Consider the following 15,184-nt stretch of genomic DNA (forward strand, 5'->3'; position numbering starts at 1 on the left):
GCGGTGCATCCGGATGTCCGTGTTGCGCCCCGTTCGGAGGTTGTGCCGTCACCTGCAGCTGCCAAGATAAACGGCAACGCTTGGAAGGGAGAAGTGCTGGACGCCGAGGGCATGCTGCCCGCGCGCGCTGGCGCTGGAAAACGGCATGCACAGCCACAACGACTTACCCGCTGCATCGGTGTTGTATTTTGGGCCATACGCCTTTCATCTGCGCCAACGGTTGATCCTCGACGGGGATCGACAGTTGCGCATGGGCGGGCGCGCCCTCGATCTTTTGCAGGTGCTGGTCGAACACGCCGGTCGCGTGGTGCGCAAGGAACAGTTGATCGCCTGGGTGTGGCCGGACAGTGTGGTTGAAGAGATCAACTTGCGGGTGCACATCGCCGCGTTGCGCCGGGCGTTGGGCGATGGTGAGAACGGCCAGTGCTATATCGTCAACGTGCCGCAGTGTGGTTATAGCTTTATCGCCCCGGTGCACGGCGACAGCGTCGCGCAAGTGGTGTTCGAAACCCTGCAGGCGCCGCAATACAACCTGCCCGCACGCTTGACCCCGGTCATCGGCCGCGATTCGCTGGTCGGCAGTCTGGTGCGACAACTGCCGCTGTGTCGCCTGATGACGCTGACGGGCCCGGCCGGCATCGGCAAATCCACGGTGGCGCTGCGGGTGGCCGAGTTGCTGTTGCAGCATTACCGCGACGGTGTCTGGTACATCGACCTGTCCATTGCCGAGGATGCGCCTTCGTTGCTCGACTACCTGCTGCACACCCTCGACACCTCGTTCGAGACGTTAGCCTCGCGTCATGCCTTGCTGGTGCTGGATAACGGTGAGCGGCGTCGTGAATCGTGCCGGGCGCTGGTGGAGCGGTTGCTGCTGGCGGCGCCGCGACTGGCGCTACTGGTCACCAGCCGCGAACCGCTGCAGGCCAATCTCGAAACCCTGCAACCGATTGCGCCATTGACCTTCCCCAAGGCATCGGTGCCAACCAGTGTCGACGAGCTCATGGGCTATTCGGCGGTGCAATTGCTGATCAGCCGCGCGCGTGCCCGGCAGCACGATTTCAGCCTGCGCGAGCAGGATCTGCACACCGTGTGCGCGATCTGTCGGCGGCTGGACGGTTTACCGCTGGCCATCGAACTGGCGGCGGCGCAGATCGATGCGCTGGCGCTGGTGGGGCTGCAAGCGCAGCTGGACAACGGCCTGCGCCTGCTCAGTCACGGCCGGCGCACCGCGCTGCCCCGGCATCAGTCCATGAGCGCAGCGCTGGACTGGAGTTATCAGGATCTGCGCCCCTGCGAACGCCGGGTGTTACAGCGTCTGTCGGTGTTCAAGATGGCCTTCACCGAGGAAGCCGCGCTGCGGGTCATTGACGGCGTACATCTGCAGGCGGTGATCGAACGCCTGGCCGCCAAATCATGGTTGACGATCGAGCGGGGTGGCGATTCGCTGCGCTACCGCATGCTCAACACCCTTCGCTGTTATGTCCGCGAACAGTGGGAAATCAGCGCTGAACGGGTGGATAACCTGCAGCGTCGTGTCCGTTACAACGGGCGCAATCGATCAAGCGCGGACGGACAACTGGCTGCGCAACGCCTCGAGCAATAAGCGCACGTTGCGCAGGTCGGGGGTGGCGTAACCTTCGCTGAAGCGCTGATAGATCGGGGTCAGTAGCTCCAGTGCCTGGCGGTGGCGTGATTGACGCTGCCACAGTTGGGCCAAAGATGTGGCGCTGCGTAGCTCCCAGGCCAGCGCGCCTTGAGAACGGGCGATGGCGAGAGCGTTTTGCAGGAGATGTTCTGCCTGCTCGCTGAGGCATCCCTGTGGACAATCCGCCTCACTCGCCAATAAACGCTCAGCCTCGGCCCGCAACACCTCGGCCGTGCTCCAACCTGCCGCGCCACTGCGCGCCCGCTCCAGCAACGCGTCATCGATATGGCGAGCGTCGAGCGTGACCATCAGCTCCTTGATCAGCCCGTTATCCGCCGGAGCGTCGGGTTGGGCCAGGCGCTCATCGATCACCTGCGCATAATGCCGTCCCCAGCGATAGAACAGCAGCACCGAGTGCTTCTGGGCCTGCTCCAGCAACAGCTCCAACAGTTCACGGGCAGTCTTGGTATCGCCGTTGTAATGGGCGATCAGACAGCTGGCCAGCGCCAGGGTGTAGCAGATCGAAGTGCCGTGGTTGATCTGCACGGCGATGTCCAGCGCTTGCCGAGCGGTGCGCCATGCCTGTTCCGCAAAGCCCTGCAGCCACAAAACACGGGCGAGAATGGTCAGCGAAGCCACGCTTTGGTCGTACTGCACGCCGAAACCGTGGGTGAAGCGGTTACGGTAGCCACTGTGGGCCATGCGCTGGATCACTTGCTCGGCACTGACCCGAGCTTGCGGCTGGTCGCCGGCAAAGTGCAGGGCGAGGACGCGCAAGCGGTGAGTGCTCAATGACAGCAGTGGGTCGCCGTGGCCGCCGAGACGGTCGAACTGTTCGCTTTGCAGCAATGCCGCCTGGTAATGCCCGCAACTGAGATTGACCGCCAAATGCCCGGAAATGGCGCGCAATTGCCCGGCGACATCGTGGTGCTGTTGCGCCAGTGCATTGGCCTGGGTGAACGCCTTGATGGTCTCCGGCGAACCGCCCCAGGTGTGGTAGCAGGCGCTGCCGAGTGCCAGTTGCAGAGCAATCTCCAGGCGCGGGCAGGGTTGTTCGGCGCTTTCAAGCAAGGTCAACGCCTGGCGCACATGAGCGCCATATTCCTTGAGCAATGACAGCTCTTGCCACAGCGCGGCCGACGCCGCCGTCAGGCGGATGCCGAGATGGCGCGAGCCGTTGCCGTGCAAGCTCCAGTCGAGGGCAGCGCGCAGATCTTCCAGACTTCGGGCATAGCGCTCGATCCACTTCAGGGTCGGGGTGCTTTCCCACTCGGTCCGCGCCTGCTCCATCAGGGCCAGACAACGCTCGGCATGACGTTCGCGAAGGGTTTCACGTTCGCCGCTGTGTTCGAGTTTTTCCAGTGCGTAGTGGCGGGTAGTGTCGAGCAGGCGATAAAACACTTCTTCATCGCCGACATCCACATTCAGCAGCGATTTAGCCACCAGTTGCGTGACCGACGCGAGTACCTGGGTGGGGTCGATGTGCTGACCGACGATCACCGCCGCGGCCGATGTCAGGCTGAAGCTGCCGCGAAACACCCCGAGGCGGCGCAGGCAAGTCTGCTCGCAAGGGGTGAGCAGGTTGAAACTCCAGTCCAGCGTGGCGTGTAGCGTCTGGTGTCGTGCATGGCGCTGGTGATTGCCCGCCGCCAGTGGGTGCAGCTGATCCTGCCATTGCTGCAGCAAGCCGGTCAGGCCGAGGCTTTCGACCTGTGCTGCCGCCAGTTCCAGGGCCAGCGGAATACCGTCCAGACGCCGGCAGATCTCCATGACCAGCGGTAAGTCGGCGTCGCTCAATTCAAAGTGTTCATGGGCGACCATCGCCCGTTCGACAAACAGTTGCAGGGCGGCAAAAGCCATCGCCTGTTCGCGATCGAGAACACTCGTCGCAGGCGGGCAGTCGAGGGATTCCAGACGCTGCACGAACTCGCCTTCAGCGCGCAGGCTTTCGCGGCTGGTGGCCAGGATGTGCACCTGCGGCGCCCCGCGCAGGAGGCTCTCGACGAGCAGTGCCACGGCATCGATCAGGTGTTCGCAGTTGTCGATTACCAGCAGCATCTGGCGCTCGCGCAAATGGTTGATCACCCCTGCCAGCGGATCGCCGTCGTGCACTGCCAGATCCAGCAGGGTAGCCAGTTGCGAACCGATCAGCGCCGGGTCGTTGAGCGGCGCCAGATCCAGCAGGCGGATGCCGTCGCGATAGCGTCCGAGCAACTGCTCGGCGACGCGCAGGGCGACGGTGGTCTTGCCGATTCCGCCGGGGCCGACCAGGGTGATGCAGCGCTGTCGCGGCAGTTGCTGCATCAAGCTGTCGACCAGCGGCTGGCGACCGATCATCCGGGTGTGGCGCAGCGGCAAGTTGTGGCGACCGGGAGCCGCCTCCAGCGGCCGTTGTCCGTTGGCTTGCACCGTCAGCGGGGCAACGAAACTGTAGCCGCGCTGGGCCACGGTGACGATATAGCGCTGGCCGGCCTGACCGTCGCCCAGCGCCTTGCGCAGGGCGGCCATGTGCACCCGCAGATTGATGTCCTCGACGACACTGTCCGGCCATACACCGGCGAGCAGTTGTTGCTTGCTCACCACTTCCCCGGCATGCGCCAGCAACATCAGCAGAATATCCATGGCGCGCCGACCCAGACGCAGCGGCTGGTCACCTTCCATGACCAGCCGCTGCCCGGTGTAGATCCGATAGGGGCCGAAGCCGATGGCCTGATTCGGGGAAAGACTCAACAGCACACTCCTGCGGTGATGCGGCAATCCTGGCAAATGGACGCTGCGTGAAGATGCAGATCGTCGGGTGCAAGGTATCGCAGCATATTCCTCAGGTTTGGCCATCAGTGCAACGCCAGGCGCCTGCGTAACGCTCAAAAGGTCATGGACCGGGTCCGGGTGTCCTTGTTTTCACGCATGACCTGACAGCGCCAGGCGAATGGATTGATCCCTTCGCTGCGAGTAAACATGTGACAGAAATGTGCCTGATCGCAGAAGCCGCATTCCAGGCTGATCTGCGTCAGGCTCAGGCCGGTGTGGCGGATCAGCAGCTTGGCGCGGGCGATGCGCTGTTCGCGGATCCAGTCCTGGGGTGCCTGGCCGGTGCTGGCCTTGAACGCCCGGGAGAAATGGCTGCGTGACAGCGAGCAGGCGCGTGCCAGCTCGGCCACTTCCAGGCTTTCTCCGAGGCGTTCGAGGATCAGTTGTTTGACCTGCCGTTCCCGTTGCGGGCTGAGGCCGCCGATGAGCGGCTTGCGGGTTTCGCTGGCAGGGGCGAGGGCGACTGATTGCTGTAAAAGAGCCATGGCCAAAGTCCGTGTCGTGGGGGCAAAAACAACGCTGCGCAGAGGCCTTCATTGTTAAGACGGGAGGGGCAGGCTGACGAGTTAATCGTTGTTAATTCGCAGGCCTGACCCGGATGCAAACCGCCGTTGATCGGGTAAAGTGCTCAGCACTTGCGACTGGTCTTAGAAGGAATTGCAGCCCATGAACCGTAACGATCTGCGTCGCGTCGACATGAACCTGCTGGTGATTTTCGAAGCGCTGATGTTCGAAAAGAACCTGACCCGCGTCGCCGAAAAACTGTTCATGGGCCAACCGGCAGTCAGCGCCGCGCTGGGGCGGTTGCGCGACCTGTTCGATGATCCGTTGCTGCTGCGCAACGGCCGCAGCATGGAACCGACCGCCCGCGCGCTGGCGATTCTGCAGGAGCTGCAACCGGCGATGGACGTAATCTCGGGCGCAGTCAGTCGGGCCAAGGAATTTGACCCGGCGAGCAGTTGCGACGTGTTCCGCATCGGCCTGTCGGACGACGCCGAGTTCGGTCTGTTTCCGCCGCTGCTGCGCAAGCTTCAGCAAGAGGCCCCGGGGATTGTCGTAGTGGTGCGCCGCGCAAACTATCTGTTGATGCCGGCGTTGCTCGCGTCCGGGGAAATCTCGGTCGGGGTCAGCTACACCACCGATCTGCCGGCCAACGCCAAGCGCAAGAAACTGCGCGACATTCCCTGCAAGGTCCTGCGCGGCGACGACCGCCCCGGGCCGCTGACGCTGGACGAATACTGCGAGCGCCCGCACGCCATGGTCTCGTTCTCCGGTGACCTGAGCGGCAACATCGACCTGGATCTGGCCAAGGTTGGCCGGCGTCGGCGCGTGGTGCTCGGCGTGCCGCAGTTCAGCGGTTTGCGTGCGTTGCTCGCCGGCACTGAAATGATTGCCACCGTGCCGGATTATGCCGCCTGTGCGCTGGTCGAAGGCTGCGCGTTACGCGCTGAAGATCCACCGTTCCCGATCGACGCCGCCCAGCTGTCGATGGCCTGGAGCGGGGTGCACGACAACGACCCGGCGGAGCGCTGGCTGCGCTCGCGAATCAGCCAGTTCATGGCGGCGCCGCTGGATATCCCGCCTGCTTGAACACACCGCAAAACCCCTGTAGGAGTGAGCCTGCTCGCGAAGATACCTCCACAGTCACCATTGTTGGCGCCTGACACACCGCATCGCGAGCAGGCTCACTCCTACAGAAGTCCGGATGGCCTGAAAGAGAGCACATCCATTCAATTTTCTCCCGCCCGCACCGAGCATGATTCAACCCGATAAGGATTAAAGGGTAGGGTCATGAGCGCATCACCACGCGATGAACAGGCACAGGATATCGGTCTGCTGTTTCTGCGGGTCAGCGGCGGACTGTTCCTGCTGTGGGTCCACGGTTTGCCCAAGCTGTTGAACTTCAACGCGCAATTGCAGCAGATCGAAGACCCGTTCCACCTCGGCGCGCACCTCACGCTCTGTCTGGCGATTTTCGCTGAAGTCCTCTGTCCGCTGCTGATCGTCGGCGGGGTGCTGGCGCGATTGGCCTGCTTGCCTATTCTCTTTGTTCTGCTGGTGGCGCTGCTGGTCGTGCATCCGCAATGGAGTGTGGCCGAGGGGCAGTTCGGCTGGTTGCTGTTGATCCTGTTCGCCACTGTGTTCATCGCCGGGCCGGGACGCCTGGCGCTCAATGTTCGTCTGCCCGGAGTGCTGCGTTATGCCTGAAGCCCTGAGTCCAAAAGCACCGGGGGTCGGTGAAACCGTGACCCTGATCGTCAAGCACCGGGTCAAGGCCGGGTTTGAACAGCCTTACGAAGCATGGTTGCGCAACATCGTCCGGGTCGCCGGGCAGCGCGACGGCCACCTCGGGGTCGACGTGGTGCGCGGCAAGCTGGCCGGTCTCGACACCTACACCTGCGTCCTGCGCTTTTGCTCCACCGAGGCCATGCAGCTGTGGCTGGAATCGCCGCAGCGTCAGGCGCTGGTGGATGAGGCGGCGCCGATGCTCGCCGATGGCGACCAGACTGAAGTCGCACCGGTCAACGAATTCTGGTTCGCGCCGCTGGCCGATGCCGCGAAGCCGCCGCCGCGCTGGAAGCAAGCGGTGATCACACTGTTGGTGATTCTGCCGCACACGCTGCTAGTGCCGCTGATCTGGGGGCCGCTGCTCAAGCTGCACCCGCTGCTTGCCAACTACGTGGTTGCCACGTTCCTGATCACCCTGACCATCGTCCTGTCGGTGGTGTACGTGTTCATGCCCCGCGTGACCCGGTTGTTCGCGCCGTGGCTGGAAGCCGGTCAGGCCCATGCTCACGTCGACCCCGCCAAACAGCCGTCACGCTGACACCCATTCATCTACTCGAAAGGAACTGCGATGAACGCCGATCTGATTCTGTTCAATGGCCAATTTCATACCGTAGACCGCAGCAAGCCGCTGGCCAGTGCGGTGGCGATCAAGGACGGGCGCTTTGTCGTCGTTGGCAACGACACCCAGGCTATGGCCCTGCGCGGTGCAGCCACGCAAGTGATCGACCTGCACGGGCGCTGCGTGATCCCCGGCCTCAACGACTCGCACTTGCACCTGATCCGTGGCGGCCTCAACTACAACCTCGAATTGCGCTGGGAAGGCGTGCCGGGGCTGGCCGATGCACTGCGCATGCTCAAGGAACAGGCCGACCGCACGCCGACTCCGCAATGGGTACGCGTGGTTGGTGGCTGGAACGAATTCCAGTTCGCCGAAAAACGCATGCCGACCCTCGAAGAACTCAACCAGGCGGCGCCGGACACCCCGGTGTTCGTCCTGCACCTGTACGACCGCGCGCTGCTCAACCGTGCCGCCCTGCGCGTCGCCGGTTACACCCGCGACACGCCGAACCCGCCGGGCGGCGAGATCGTGCGCGATGCCAACGGCAACCCGACCGGGATGCTGGTGGCAAAACCCAACGCGATGATTCTGTACTCGACGCTGGCCAAGGGGCCGAAGCTGCCGCTGGACTATCAGGTCAACTCGACCCGGCAGTTCATGCGCGAACTCAATCGCCTCGGCCTGACCAGCGCAATCGACGCCGGTGGTGGTTTCCAGAACTATCCCGACGACTATCAGGTGATCGAGCAACTGGCCAAGGATGATCAGTTGACCGTGCGCATCGCCTACAACCTGTTCACCCAGAAGCCGAAAGAAGAGCTGACCGACTTCCAGAACTGGACCGGCAGCGTCAAGTTGCATCAGGGCGACGATTACCTGCGGCACAACGGCGCCGGCGAGATGTTGGTGTTCTCCGCTGCCGACTTCGAAGACTTCCTCGAACCGCGCCCGGACCTGCCGCAGACCATGGAGCAGGAGCTGGAACCGGTGGTGCGCCATCTGGTCGAGCAGCGTTGGCCGTTCCGCTTGCACGCCACGTACAACGAGTCGATCAGCCGCATGCTCGACGTGTTCGAGAAGGTCAATCGCGACATTCCGTTCAACGGTCTGCCGTGGTTCTTCGACCACGCCGAAACCATCACCCCGCAGAACATCGAACGGGTGAGGGCGCTGGGTGGCGGTATCGCGATTCAGGATCGCATGGCGTTCCAAGGTGAATACTTCGTCGACCGTTACGGCGCGAAAGCCGCCGAAGCCACGCCGCCAATCAAACGCATGCTTGCCGAAGGCGTGCCGGTGGGCGCCGGTACCGACGCCACGCGGGTGTCCAGCTACAACCCGTGGACCTCGCTGTACTGGATGGTCAGCGGCCGCACCGTTGGCGGTCTGGCCTTGTACGAAGAAGGTCTGCCACGCACCACCGCACTGGAACTGTTCACCCACGGCAGCGCCTGGTTCTCCTCCGAGCAGGGCAAGAAGGGCCAGATCAAGGTCGGGCAACTGGCGGATCTGGCGGCATTGAGCGCGGACTTCTTCCACGTCGAGGAAGAAGCGATCAAGTGGATCGAGTCGGTGCTGACCGTGGTCGGCGGCAAGATCGTCTACGCCGCCGGCGATTTCGAAGACCTCGGCCCACGCTCGATCCCCGTGCTGCCGGACTGGTCGCCGGTGGTCAAGGTGCCGGGCCACTGGCGCCCGAACTCGCCTTTGCAGGCGCAGGTGCACCAGTGCGTCGGTGCCTGCGCGGTGCACGCGCACAGCCATGAAAAGGCCCGACTGTCGAACGCACCGGTCAGCGACTTCGCCGGTTTCTGGGGCGCGTTCGGCTGTTCCTGTTTCGCTTTCTGATCCCTACAAAAAAGCGCCGGCCAACCGGCACGGCGCTTCCTGCAACATCCATCCCAAGGAGTTTCCCATGAGCGTTCCCTACAAGCGTCTGAACAAAGATGATGCGGTCGTGCTGCTGGTCGATCACCAGACCGGTCTGATCTCGCTGGTGCAAGACTTCACTCCCAACGAGTTCAAGAACAACGTGCTGGCGCTGGGCGACATCGCAAAGTTCTTCAAGCTGCCGACCATCCTCACCACCAGTTTCGATGCCGGCCCGAACGGTCCGATCGTGCCTGAGCTGCGCGAGCAATTTCCCGATGCCCCGTTCATTCAGCGCCCGGGCCAGATCAATGCCTGGGACAACGAAGACTTCGTCAAAGCGATCAAGGCCACCGGCCGCAAACAACTGATCATCGCCGGTGTGGTGACGGACGTCTGTGTGGCGTTCCCGACCCTGTCGGCCATCGCCGAAGGTTATGAAGTGTTCGTGGTGACCGACTCGTCCGGCACCTTCAACACCACCGTGCAACAAGCGGCGTGGGCGCGGATGTCGGCTGCCGGTGCGCAACTGTTGAACTGGTTTTCGGTGGCGTGCGAGCTGCAGGGTGACTGGCGCAACGACATGGAAGGTCTGGCGCATCTGCTGTCCGAGCGCCTGCCGAACTACCGCAACCTGATCAACAGCTATACCAAGTTCACGGCCAAGTAATTGCTTGAACTGAAAGTGCCCGCTTGATTGCGGGCATTTTCATGTGCAGTAAAAAGTGGCGCAATCCACCATCCTCTGTGGCGAGGGAGCTTGCTCCCGCTGGGCCGCGCAGCAGTCCCCGAAATCTTGTGAGCGCTGCGCACTCAAGCGGGAGCAAGCTCCCTCGCCACAAGGTTTGGCGATCACCTGTTTGACAGGGCTAGCGTTTTTGCAGCCAACCCAGAAAACCACCCTTGCGCACCGCCACCGGTTTGGCCATCAACGCCAGCCGGCTGTTCTGCTGTCGCACGGCTTGCAATTTGTTCAACGCCTGGCCGACTTCGCTGCGCTGTTCCATGCACTGACGGGTCAGGGCTTTGTCGAGGCGGTAGATGATGCTTGATGTCAGTGCGGTGAACGTCGCTTGCGACGGCGTATCGGCGAGGATGCTCTGTTCGCCCATGACCTCGCTCGGCCCCATGCGCCCGGCCTCGGTCTGGCCGCTGCCATCGGGCACGGTTGCACTGACCACGCCAGTGGCGATGACAAACAGACTGTCGGGCACTTCATCCAGATCCAGCACCACCTGACCGGCCGCGTACTGCTGCGCGACCATCGATTCGGCGAGGCGATCACGTTCCTCATGACTCAGCGAGCGGAAGATTTTCACTTCATCGAGCAACGCCCGGGCGCGGGTCGAGGGTTCGATCACGCCATCAGGGTGCCGGGAAATACCTGCCGCTTCGAGATGCCGGTGGGCGAGGTCGAACAGTTGATTGCGCACTTCGCCTTTCTTGCCCAGTTCACTGATGAAGCCGCTGGCAACGTATTCGGACATCTCTTCACCGGCCTCTTTCAACACGGCTTTGGGCGGCGGATTGAGCAGCAGGCTGCTGCTGCCCTGCAAGGTGCGGTCGAGGGCGTCGAGCACCCGCCGCGGGCGAATGTGATTCGGCACCTTGATGCTGATCGAGACGCCATGCAGGTTAGTCGGGCGACTCAGATTGACGATCTTCGCCTTGGCCGCCACCGAGTTCGGCACCACGGCCAGGGTGCCGGTGCTGGTCAACAGATGCGTGGCGCGCCAGTCGATGTCGATGACCTTGCCCTCGACACCGTCGATCACCACGAAATCGTCGACCTGATACGGCTTGGTGGTGTTGAGCACGATTCCCGAGAACACGTCGCTCAAGGTGCTTTGCAACGCCAGACCAACGACGATCGCCACCAGAAACACCAGCGCGCCGATCACGTCCTGCAACAGCCGACCGCTGTGGCCGATACGCCGCATCAGGATCAGGCCGATCACCTCGGTGAGCACCCGCGCAGCGTACACCCACCAGACAATCCCCAGCGCCGTCGCGCCCAGTTGCATCACCCGGTCATCGGCGAACAGCGGCGCCTGCAACGGGCTGATCTCGGCGTTGATGATCAATGCGCTGAACGCCAGAAACAGCGCCAGGCGAATGCCGACTCTCGGTGCGCGATGCCTGAACGGGGCGAGGTTCCAGAGCAGCGCGTCGAGCAGCAGCAGGGCGGCGCTCCAGAACAGTGGGTGGGTGAGGAGGATGGACATGATGTGCTCCACGATGGTGAGCGCTGTCGTGGCGAGGGAGCTTGCTCCCGCTTGAGTGCGCAGCGCTCACAAAAACTTGGGGCCGCTGCGCAGCCCAGCGGGAGCAAGCTCCCTCGCCACAGAATGTGGTCGGGCGAAAAACTCGCCACACCGTCAGGTGTGGCGAGGGAGGGGGACTCACTTCAGATGCGTCTTCAGCTCCGCCGCGGCCTGGCGCACGGCCGCTTTCACTTCCGGAATCTGACTCAGCGGATTGAGCAAGCCAAAGTCATGAATCATCCCGTTGTAGCGCACCGAGGTCACCGGCACACCGGCCGCATCCAGATGCCGCGCGTAGCCTTCGCCTTCATCACGCAACACGTCGAATTCGGCAGTCTGTACCAGCGCGGCGGGCAGGCCCTTGAGCTGTTCGGCGCTGGCGTTCAGTGGCGAGGCGTGGATCTGTGCGCGCTCGGCCGGGTGGGTGGTGTAGTTGTCCCAGAACCATTGCATCATGCCCTTGGTGAGGAAGTGGCCCTCGGCGAATTGCTGGTACGAGCCGTCGTCGAACTGCGCGTTGGTCACCGGCCACATCAGCAGCTGGAAGCGCAGGGCCGGGCTCTGCTTTTCTTTGGCCATCAGCGCCACGACCGCCGCCATGTTGCCGCCGACGCTGTTGCCGGCCACCGCCAGACGCTTGCCGTCGACCCCGATCTGCTTGCCGTTTTCCGCGACCCATTGGGTCGCCGCATAGGCCTGGTTGATCGCTGTCGGGTACTGTGCTTCCGGCGACGGCGTGTAATCGACGTACACCGCGACCGCTCCAGAGCCGACCACCAGATCGCGAATCAGGCGCTGGTGGGTCGGGTAATCGCCCAACACCCAACCGCCACCATGGAAAAACATGAACACCGGCAATTCGCCTTTGACCTTGGCCGGCCGCACCACTTTGAGGTTGATCGTCTGGCCATCGACCTTGATTGCCTTGTCACTGACTTCAACTCCGGACAGGTCGACTTGTACCGACGCTTGCGCACCGGTCAGCACCGCACGAGCATCCTTCGGGCTCAGTTGCTCCAGCGGTTTGCCACCGCCGGCGGCGAGGGCTTCGAGAAACGCCTGGGTGTTGTGTTCGACACCCGGGCTGCCGGCGGCGAATGCGTTGCCGATGGACAGGGCGAGGAGGGATGCGGTCAGGGTCTTTTTGATGTTCATGCTCAATTCCATTTTCGAAAGTTATTGGTGTTATGTCGGGTTGTTTTCAAACCGTGGACACAGATTAATGAGCTGTCGAAAAGTGAAAAAGCGGCTATAAAGCGTTTGACTGTCTACCAGAGAGTGACAATGAACCCGTTCGAAGACATGCGTATTTTTTGCCAGGTCATGGACTCCGGCAGCTTCACTGCCGCGGCCGATCAGTTGGGCCTGTCCAAGCAGTTCGTCAGCCGCCGTTTGATGCAGCTCGAAGAGCGCCTCGGTGTGCGCCTGTTGAACCGTTCCACCCGACGCCTCGACGTCACGCCACTGGGCCAGAGCTACTACGAATCGGCGCTGCGTCTGCTGGGCGAAGTGGAACATGTCGAGCAGGGCATCGCCGGGCAGACCGCCGAGCCGCGCGGGACCATTCGCGTCAGTGCGCCGCTGTCGTTTGCCGTCGCGCATCTGGGCTGTCTGCTGCCGCTGTTCCTGCAGCGCTATCGTGATGTCACCGTGGAGGTGGATTTGAGCGACCGTCCGGTGGACCTGCTCGGCGAAGGCTACGACCTGGCGCTGCGCATCGGCGTGCTGGAAGACTCGACCCTGATCGCCCGGCGCATCGCCGCCATCGAACGGGTGTACTGCGCCAGCCCGGCATATCTGGCCGAACGCGGCACGCCGCTCAATCCCGAAGACCTGCACAGCCACGACTGTCTGCCGTACGGCCATGGTCGTTCGGTGCAATGGCGCTTCAACGCGGGGCAGGGCAAGCCGCTGCTGGTCAACGTCACCGGGCGCATGCGCGTGAACAATGGCGAGCTGCTGCGTGATGCGGCGGTGCAGGGCATGGGGATTACCTATCTGCCGACGTTCATCGTTGGCGCGGCGCTGAAGGACGGGAGGCTGGTGCCAGTGCTCGACGACTACCGCCCCGAACCGCTGACCCTGTCGGCGGTGTACCCGCAGCATCGCCAGGCCTCGCGGCCGGTGCAGGCGCTGGTCGAATTTCTGCGCGAACGCCTGAACCCGACGACCACCCACTCTCTGTAGGAGCTGCGGCACGCTGCGATCTTTTGACTTTGTTTTTTTGAAGCAAGATCAAAAGATCGCAGCGTGCCGCAGCTCCTACACTGGGTGTATTTCAATTCGGGTTGGCATTGCGCATGTGGTGAACAAGGCACTGGATAACGTCGAACTGCCCGCATAACCCGTGTAGGAGTGAGCCTGCTCGCGATAGCGGTGGTTCAGGCACTGACGATGTTGGTTGTGCCGGCGCCATCGCTAGCAGGCTAGCTCCCACAGTGGAACGGCGGTGTGGCTTACAAAGTCGCAACAACCGTACTGATCGGGCTGTTCTAGACTCGGGGCCGCTCAATCACGAGCATCGCCCGGAGTGCGCCATGGAAGTGCCCGACAATAAAACCGCCATCGACAGCAATCGACAGGCGTGGAACGATTCTGCTCGCCATCATCGTGAATCGGCGGAATGGCGAGCGCTGTTGAACGACGTATCAAAGGCTGATTTCTCCTGCCTCGACGACACCTTGCGTGGCGTGCTGGAGCAGGTCGGCGTCGACGGTAAAGCGCTGATTCAGCTCGGTTGCAACAACGGCCGCGAAAGCCTGTCGCTGTACGCCCTCGGTGCGCGCAGTGTGGTCGGCGTCGATCAATCGGAAGCGTTTCTCGAACAGGCCCGCGAGTTGAACCAGCGCTCGCCACACCACGCCGAATTCATCGAAAGCGATATCCATCACCTGCCGGCCGCACTGCACAACCGCTTCGACGTGGCACTGATCACCATCGGCGTGCTGAACTGGATGCCCGACATCGGCGAGTTCTTTCGCCATGTCGCGCTGACCCTCAAACCGGGCGGCAAACTGGTGATCTACGAAACCCATCCGTTTCTGGAAATGGTCGACCCCGACGCCGAAGACCCGTACCGCCTCGCCAGCTCCTACTTCCGCGCCGAGCCATTCGTGCAGGAAGAACCGATCGTCTACGTCGGCAAGGTCGAGCAGCTGGCTGCCAAGTCCTACTGGTTCGTGCACACCCTCGGCGCCATTTTCAGCGGTGCCATCGCCGCCGGCCTGAACATCGCGCATTTCAGGGAATATGCACATTCGAACCGGGAAGAGGTGTACGACCAGTACCTGAATCAGCCAGCGCAGATGCCGCTGTGCTTCACCCTGGTCGCCAGCAAGGCCTGAAGTTTTCCATCGATCCAACGGGCCTCATCGCTGGCAAGCCAGACTCCCACAGGTTTTTGGGTCTTGCACAACACCCTGTGGGAGCTGGCTTGCCAGCGAAGGCGTCGATAAGGTCACAAGTCTGGCTGAAAGAATCTGAACCAACTTTGCCCGTTTGACCCTTCTGAATGTTCGAGCAAGCCTCTGCCACATAGCCGATGGCTCGAAGCAACTCTTCATCGTCGTCATCGCTTAGCACTTGTTTCAGATATTCACGAATGGCCGCGACATCTACGAGTAATGACGGCAACTCCAGGCTGATGAGTTTGTGGCTCAACGTTCTGCTCCCTTGTGTTTTTGCGCCAATTTACTTGATCACGCCATTGGCAACAGTCAGGCATAGCCTTTAGGTCAGGAGGGCGAT

At 62.4% G+C, this 15,184-nt stretch carries 13 protein-coding genes; 8 read left to right on the top strand and 5 right to left on the bottom strand.

From position 1 onward, the window contains the following. Nucleotides 1-145 precede the first annotated feature (145 nt). Nucleotides 146-1,603 (top strand): ATP-binding protein, encoded by a 1,458-nt coding sequence (locus tag ACU680_RS17715; protein ID WP_448180102.1) that lies wholly within the window; start codon nucleotides 146-148, stop codon nucleotides 1,601-1,603. Here ACU680_RS17715 and ACU680_RS17720 read toward each other — a convergent pair. Beyond that, a complete protein-coding gene (locus ACU680_RS17720; RefSeq protein ID WP_448180103.1) occupies nucleotides 1,559-4,375 on the bottom strand; it encodes an ATP-binding protein in 2,817 nt (938 codons plus the stop codon). The two genes, ACU680_RS17715 and ACU680_RS17720, sit on opposite strands and share 45 nt — an antisense overlap. Nucleotides 4,376-4,509: 134 nt before the next feature. Then, on the bottom strand, nucleotides 4,510-4,941 hold the full coding sequence (locus ACU680_RS17725) for a helix-turn-helix domain-containing protein (protein ID WP_367085107.1): 432 nt from the start codon (nucleotides 4,939-4,941) through the stop codon (nucleotides 4,510-4,512). A 181-nt stretch (nucleotides 4,942-5,122) separates the two neighbouring features. Here ACU680_RS17725 and ACU680_RS17730 point away from each other — a divergent pair, with 181 nt between their 5' ends. From ACU680_RS17730 to ycaC, 5 genes are all read left to right on the top strand, one after another. Further along, a complete protein-coding gene (locus ACU680_RS17730; protein ID WP_448180104.1) occupies nucleotides 5,123-6,046 on the top strand; it encodes a LysR family transcriptional regulator in 924 nt (307 codons plus the stop codon). A 201-nt stretch (nucleotides 6,047-6,247) separates the two neighbouring features. Beyond that, nucleotides 6,248-6,664: a DoxX family protein gene (locus tag ACU680_RS17735; RefSeq protein ID WP_367085105.1), complete on the top strand. Its 417-nt coding sequence runs from the start codon at nucleotides 6,248-6,250 to the stop codon at nucleotides 6,662-6,664. Then, a complete protein-coding gene (locus ACU680_RS17740; RefSeq protein WP_400763312.1) occupies nucleotides 6,657-7,283 on the top strand; it encodes an antibiotic biosynthesis monooxygenase in 627 nt (208 codons plus the stop codon). Before ACU680_RS17735 ends, ACU680_RS17740 begins: the two co-directional genes overlap by 8 nt. A 30-nt stretch (nucleotides 7,284-7,313) precedes the next feature. Further along, a complete protein-coding gene (locus ACU680_RS17745; RefSeq protein ID WP_448180105.1) occupies nucleotides 7,314-9,152 on the top strand; it encodes an amidohydrolase in 1,839 nt (612 codons plus the stop codon). Nucleotides 9,153-9,219: 67 nt separating this feature from the next. Further along, entirely contained in the window at nucleotides 9,220-9,843 is a 624-nt protein-coding gene (gene ycaC / locus ACU680_RS17750) for an isochorismate family cysteine hydrolase YcaC (RefSeq protein ID WP_103520016.1), read from the top strand. 199 nt (nucleotides 9,844-10,042) lie between these two features. On the opposite strand, the gene ACU680_RS17755 is transcribed toward ycaC, so the two are convergent. Both ACU680_RS17755 and ACU680_RS17760 read right to left on the bottom strand, forming a co-directional pair. Continuing rightward, nucleotides 10,043-11,398 (bottom strand): mechanosensitive ion channel domain-containing protein, encoded by a 1,356-nt coding sequence (locus ACU680_RS17755; RefSeq protein ID WP_448180106.1) that lies wholly within the window; start codon nucleotides 11,396-11,398, stop codon nucleotides 10,043-10,045. A gap of 177 nt (nucleotides 11,399-11,575) precedes the next feature. Continuing rightward, entirely contained in the window at nucleotides 11,576-12,592 is a 1,017-nt protein-coding gene (locus ACU680_RS17760; protein WP_448180107.1) for an alpha/beta hydrolase, read from the bottom strand. Between the two features lie 129 nt (nucleotides 12,593-12,721). On the opposite strand from ACU680_RS17760, the gene ACU680_RS17765 reads away from it, so the two are divergent. Next, nucleotides 12,722-13,624: a LysR family transcriptional regulator gene (locus ACU680_RS17765; RefSeq protein ID WP_448180108.1), complete on the top strand. Its 903-nt coding sequence runs from the start codon at nucleotides 12,722-12,724 to the stop codon at nucleotides 13,622-13,624. 350 nt (nucleotides 13,625-13,974) lie between these two features. Then, a complete protein-coding gene (locus tag ACU680_RS17770) occupies nucleotides 13,975-14,781 on the top strand; it encodes a class I SAM-dependent methyltransferase (RefSeq protein ID WP_448180109.1) in 807 nt (268 codons plus the stop codon). On the opposite strand, the gene ACU680_RS17775 is transcribed toward ACU680_RS17770, so the two are convergent. After that, nucleotides 14,756-15,097: a hypothetical protein gene (locus ACU680_RS17775; RefSeq protein ID WP_448180110.1), complete on the bottom strand. Its 342-nt coding sequence runs from the start codon at nucleotides 15,095-15,097 to the stop codon at nucleotides 14,756-14,758. The two genes, ACU680_RS17770 and ACU680_RS17775, sit on opposite strands and share 26 nt — an antisense overlap. Nucleotides 15,098-15,184 lie beyond the last annotated feature (87 nt).

Source organism: Pseudomonas sp. LF020 (genome assembly GCF_053456425.1).

Excerpts from the sequence above, each read along its gene's own strand:
- ACU680_RS17740 (WP_400763312.1), top strand. The coding sequence starts at position 6,657 with ATGCCTGAAGCCCTGAGTCCAAAAGCACCGGGGGTCGGTGAAACCGTG.
- ACU680_RS17760 (WP_448180107.1), bottom strand. The coding sequence starts at position 12,592 with ATGAACATCAAAAAGACCCTGACCGCATCCCTCCTCGCCCTGTCCATC.
- ACU680_RS17765 (WP_448180108.1), top strand. The coding sequence starts at position 12,722 with ATGAACCCGTTCGAAGACATGCGTATTTTTTGCCAGGTCATGGACTCC.
- ACU680_RS17735 (WP_367085105.1), top strand. The coding sequence starts at position 6,248 with ATGAGCGCATCACCACGCGATGAACAGGCACAGGATATCGGTCTGCTG.
- ACU680_RS17715 (WP_448180102.1), top strand. The coding sequence starts at position 146 with ATGCACAGCCACAACGACTTACCCGCTGCATCGGTGTTGTATTTTGGG.
- ACU680_RS17730 (WP_448180104.1), top strand. The coding sequence starts at position 5,123 with ATGAACCGTAACGATCTGCGTCGCGTCGACATGAACCTGCTGGTGATT.
- ACU680_RS17755 (WP_448180106.1), bottom strand. The coding sequence starts at position 11,398 with ATGTCCATCCTCCTCACCCACCCACTGTTCTGGAGCGCCGCCCTGCTG.
- ACU680_RS17725 (WP_367085107.1), bottom strand. The coding sequence starts at position 4,941 with ATGGCTCTTTTACAGCAATCAGTCGCCCTCGCCCCTGCCAGCGAAACC.
- ACU680_RS17745 (WP_448180105.1), top strand. The coding sequence starts at position 7,314 with ATGAACGCCGATCTGATTCTGTTCAATGGCCAATTTCATACCGTAGAC.
- ACU680_RS17770 (WP_448180109.1), top strand. The coding sequence starts at position 13,975 with ATGGAAGTGCCCGACAATAAAACCGCCATCGACAGCAATCGACAGGCG.
- ycaC (WP_103520016.1), top strand. The coding sequence starts at position 9,220 with ATGAGCGTTCCCTACAAGCGTCTGAACAAAGATGATGCGGTCGTGCTG.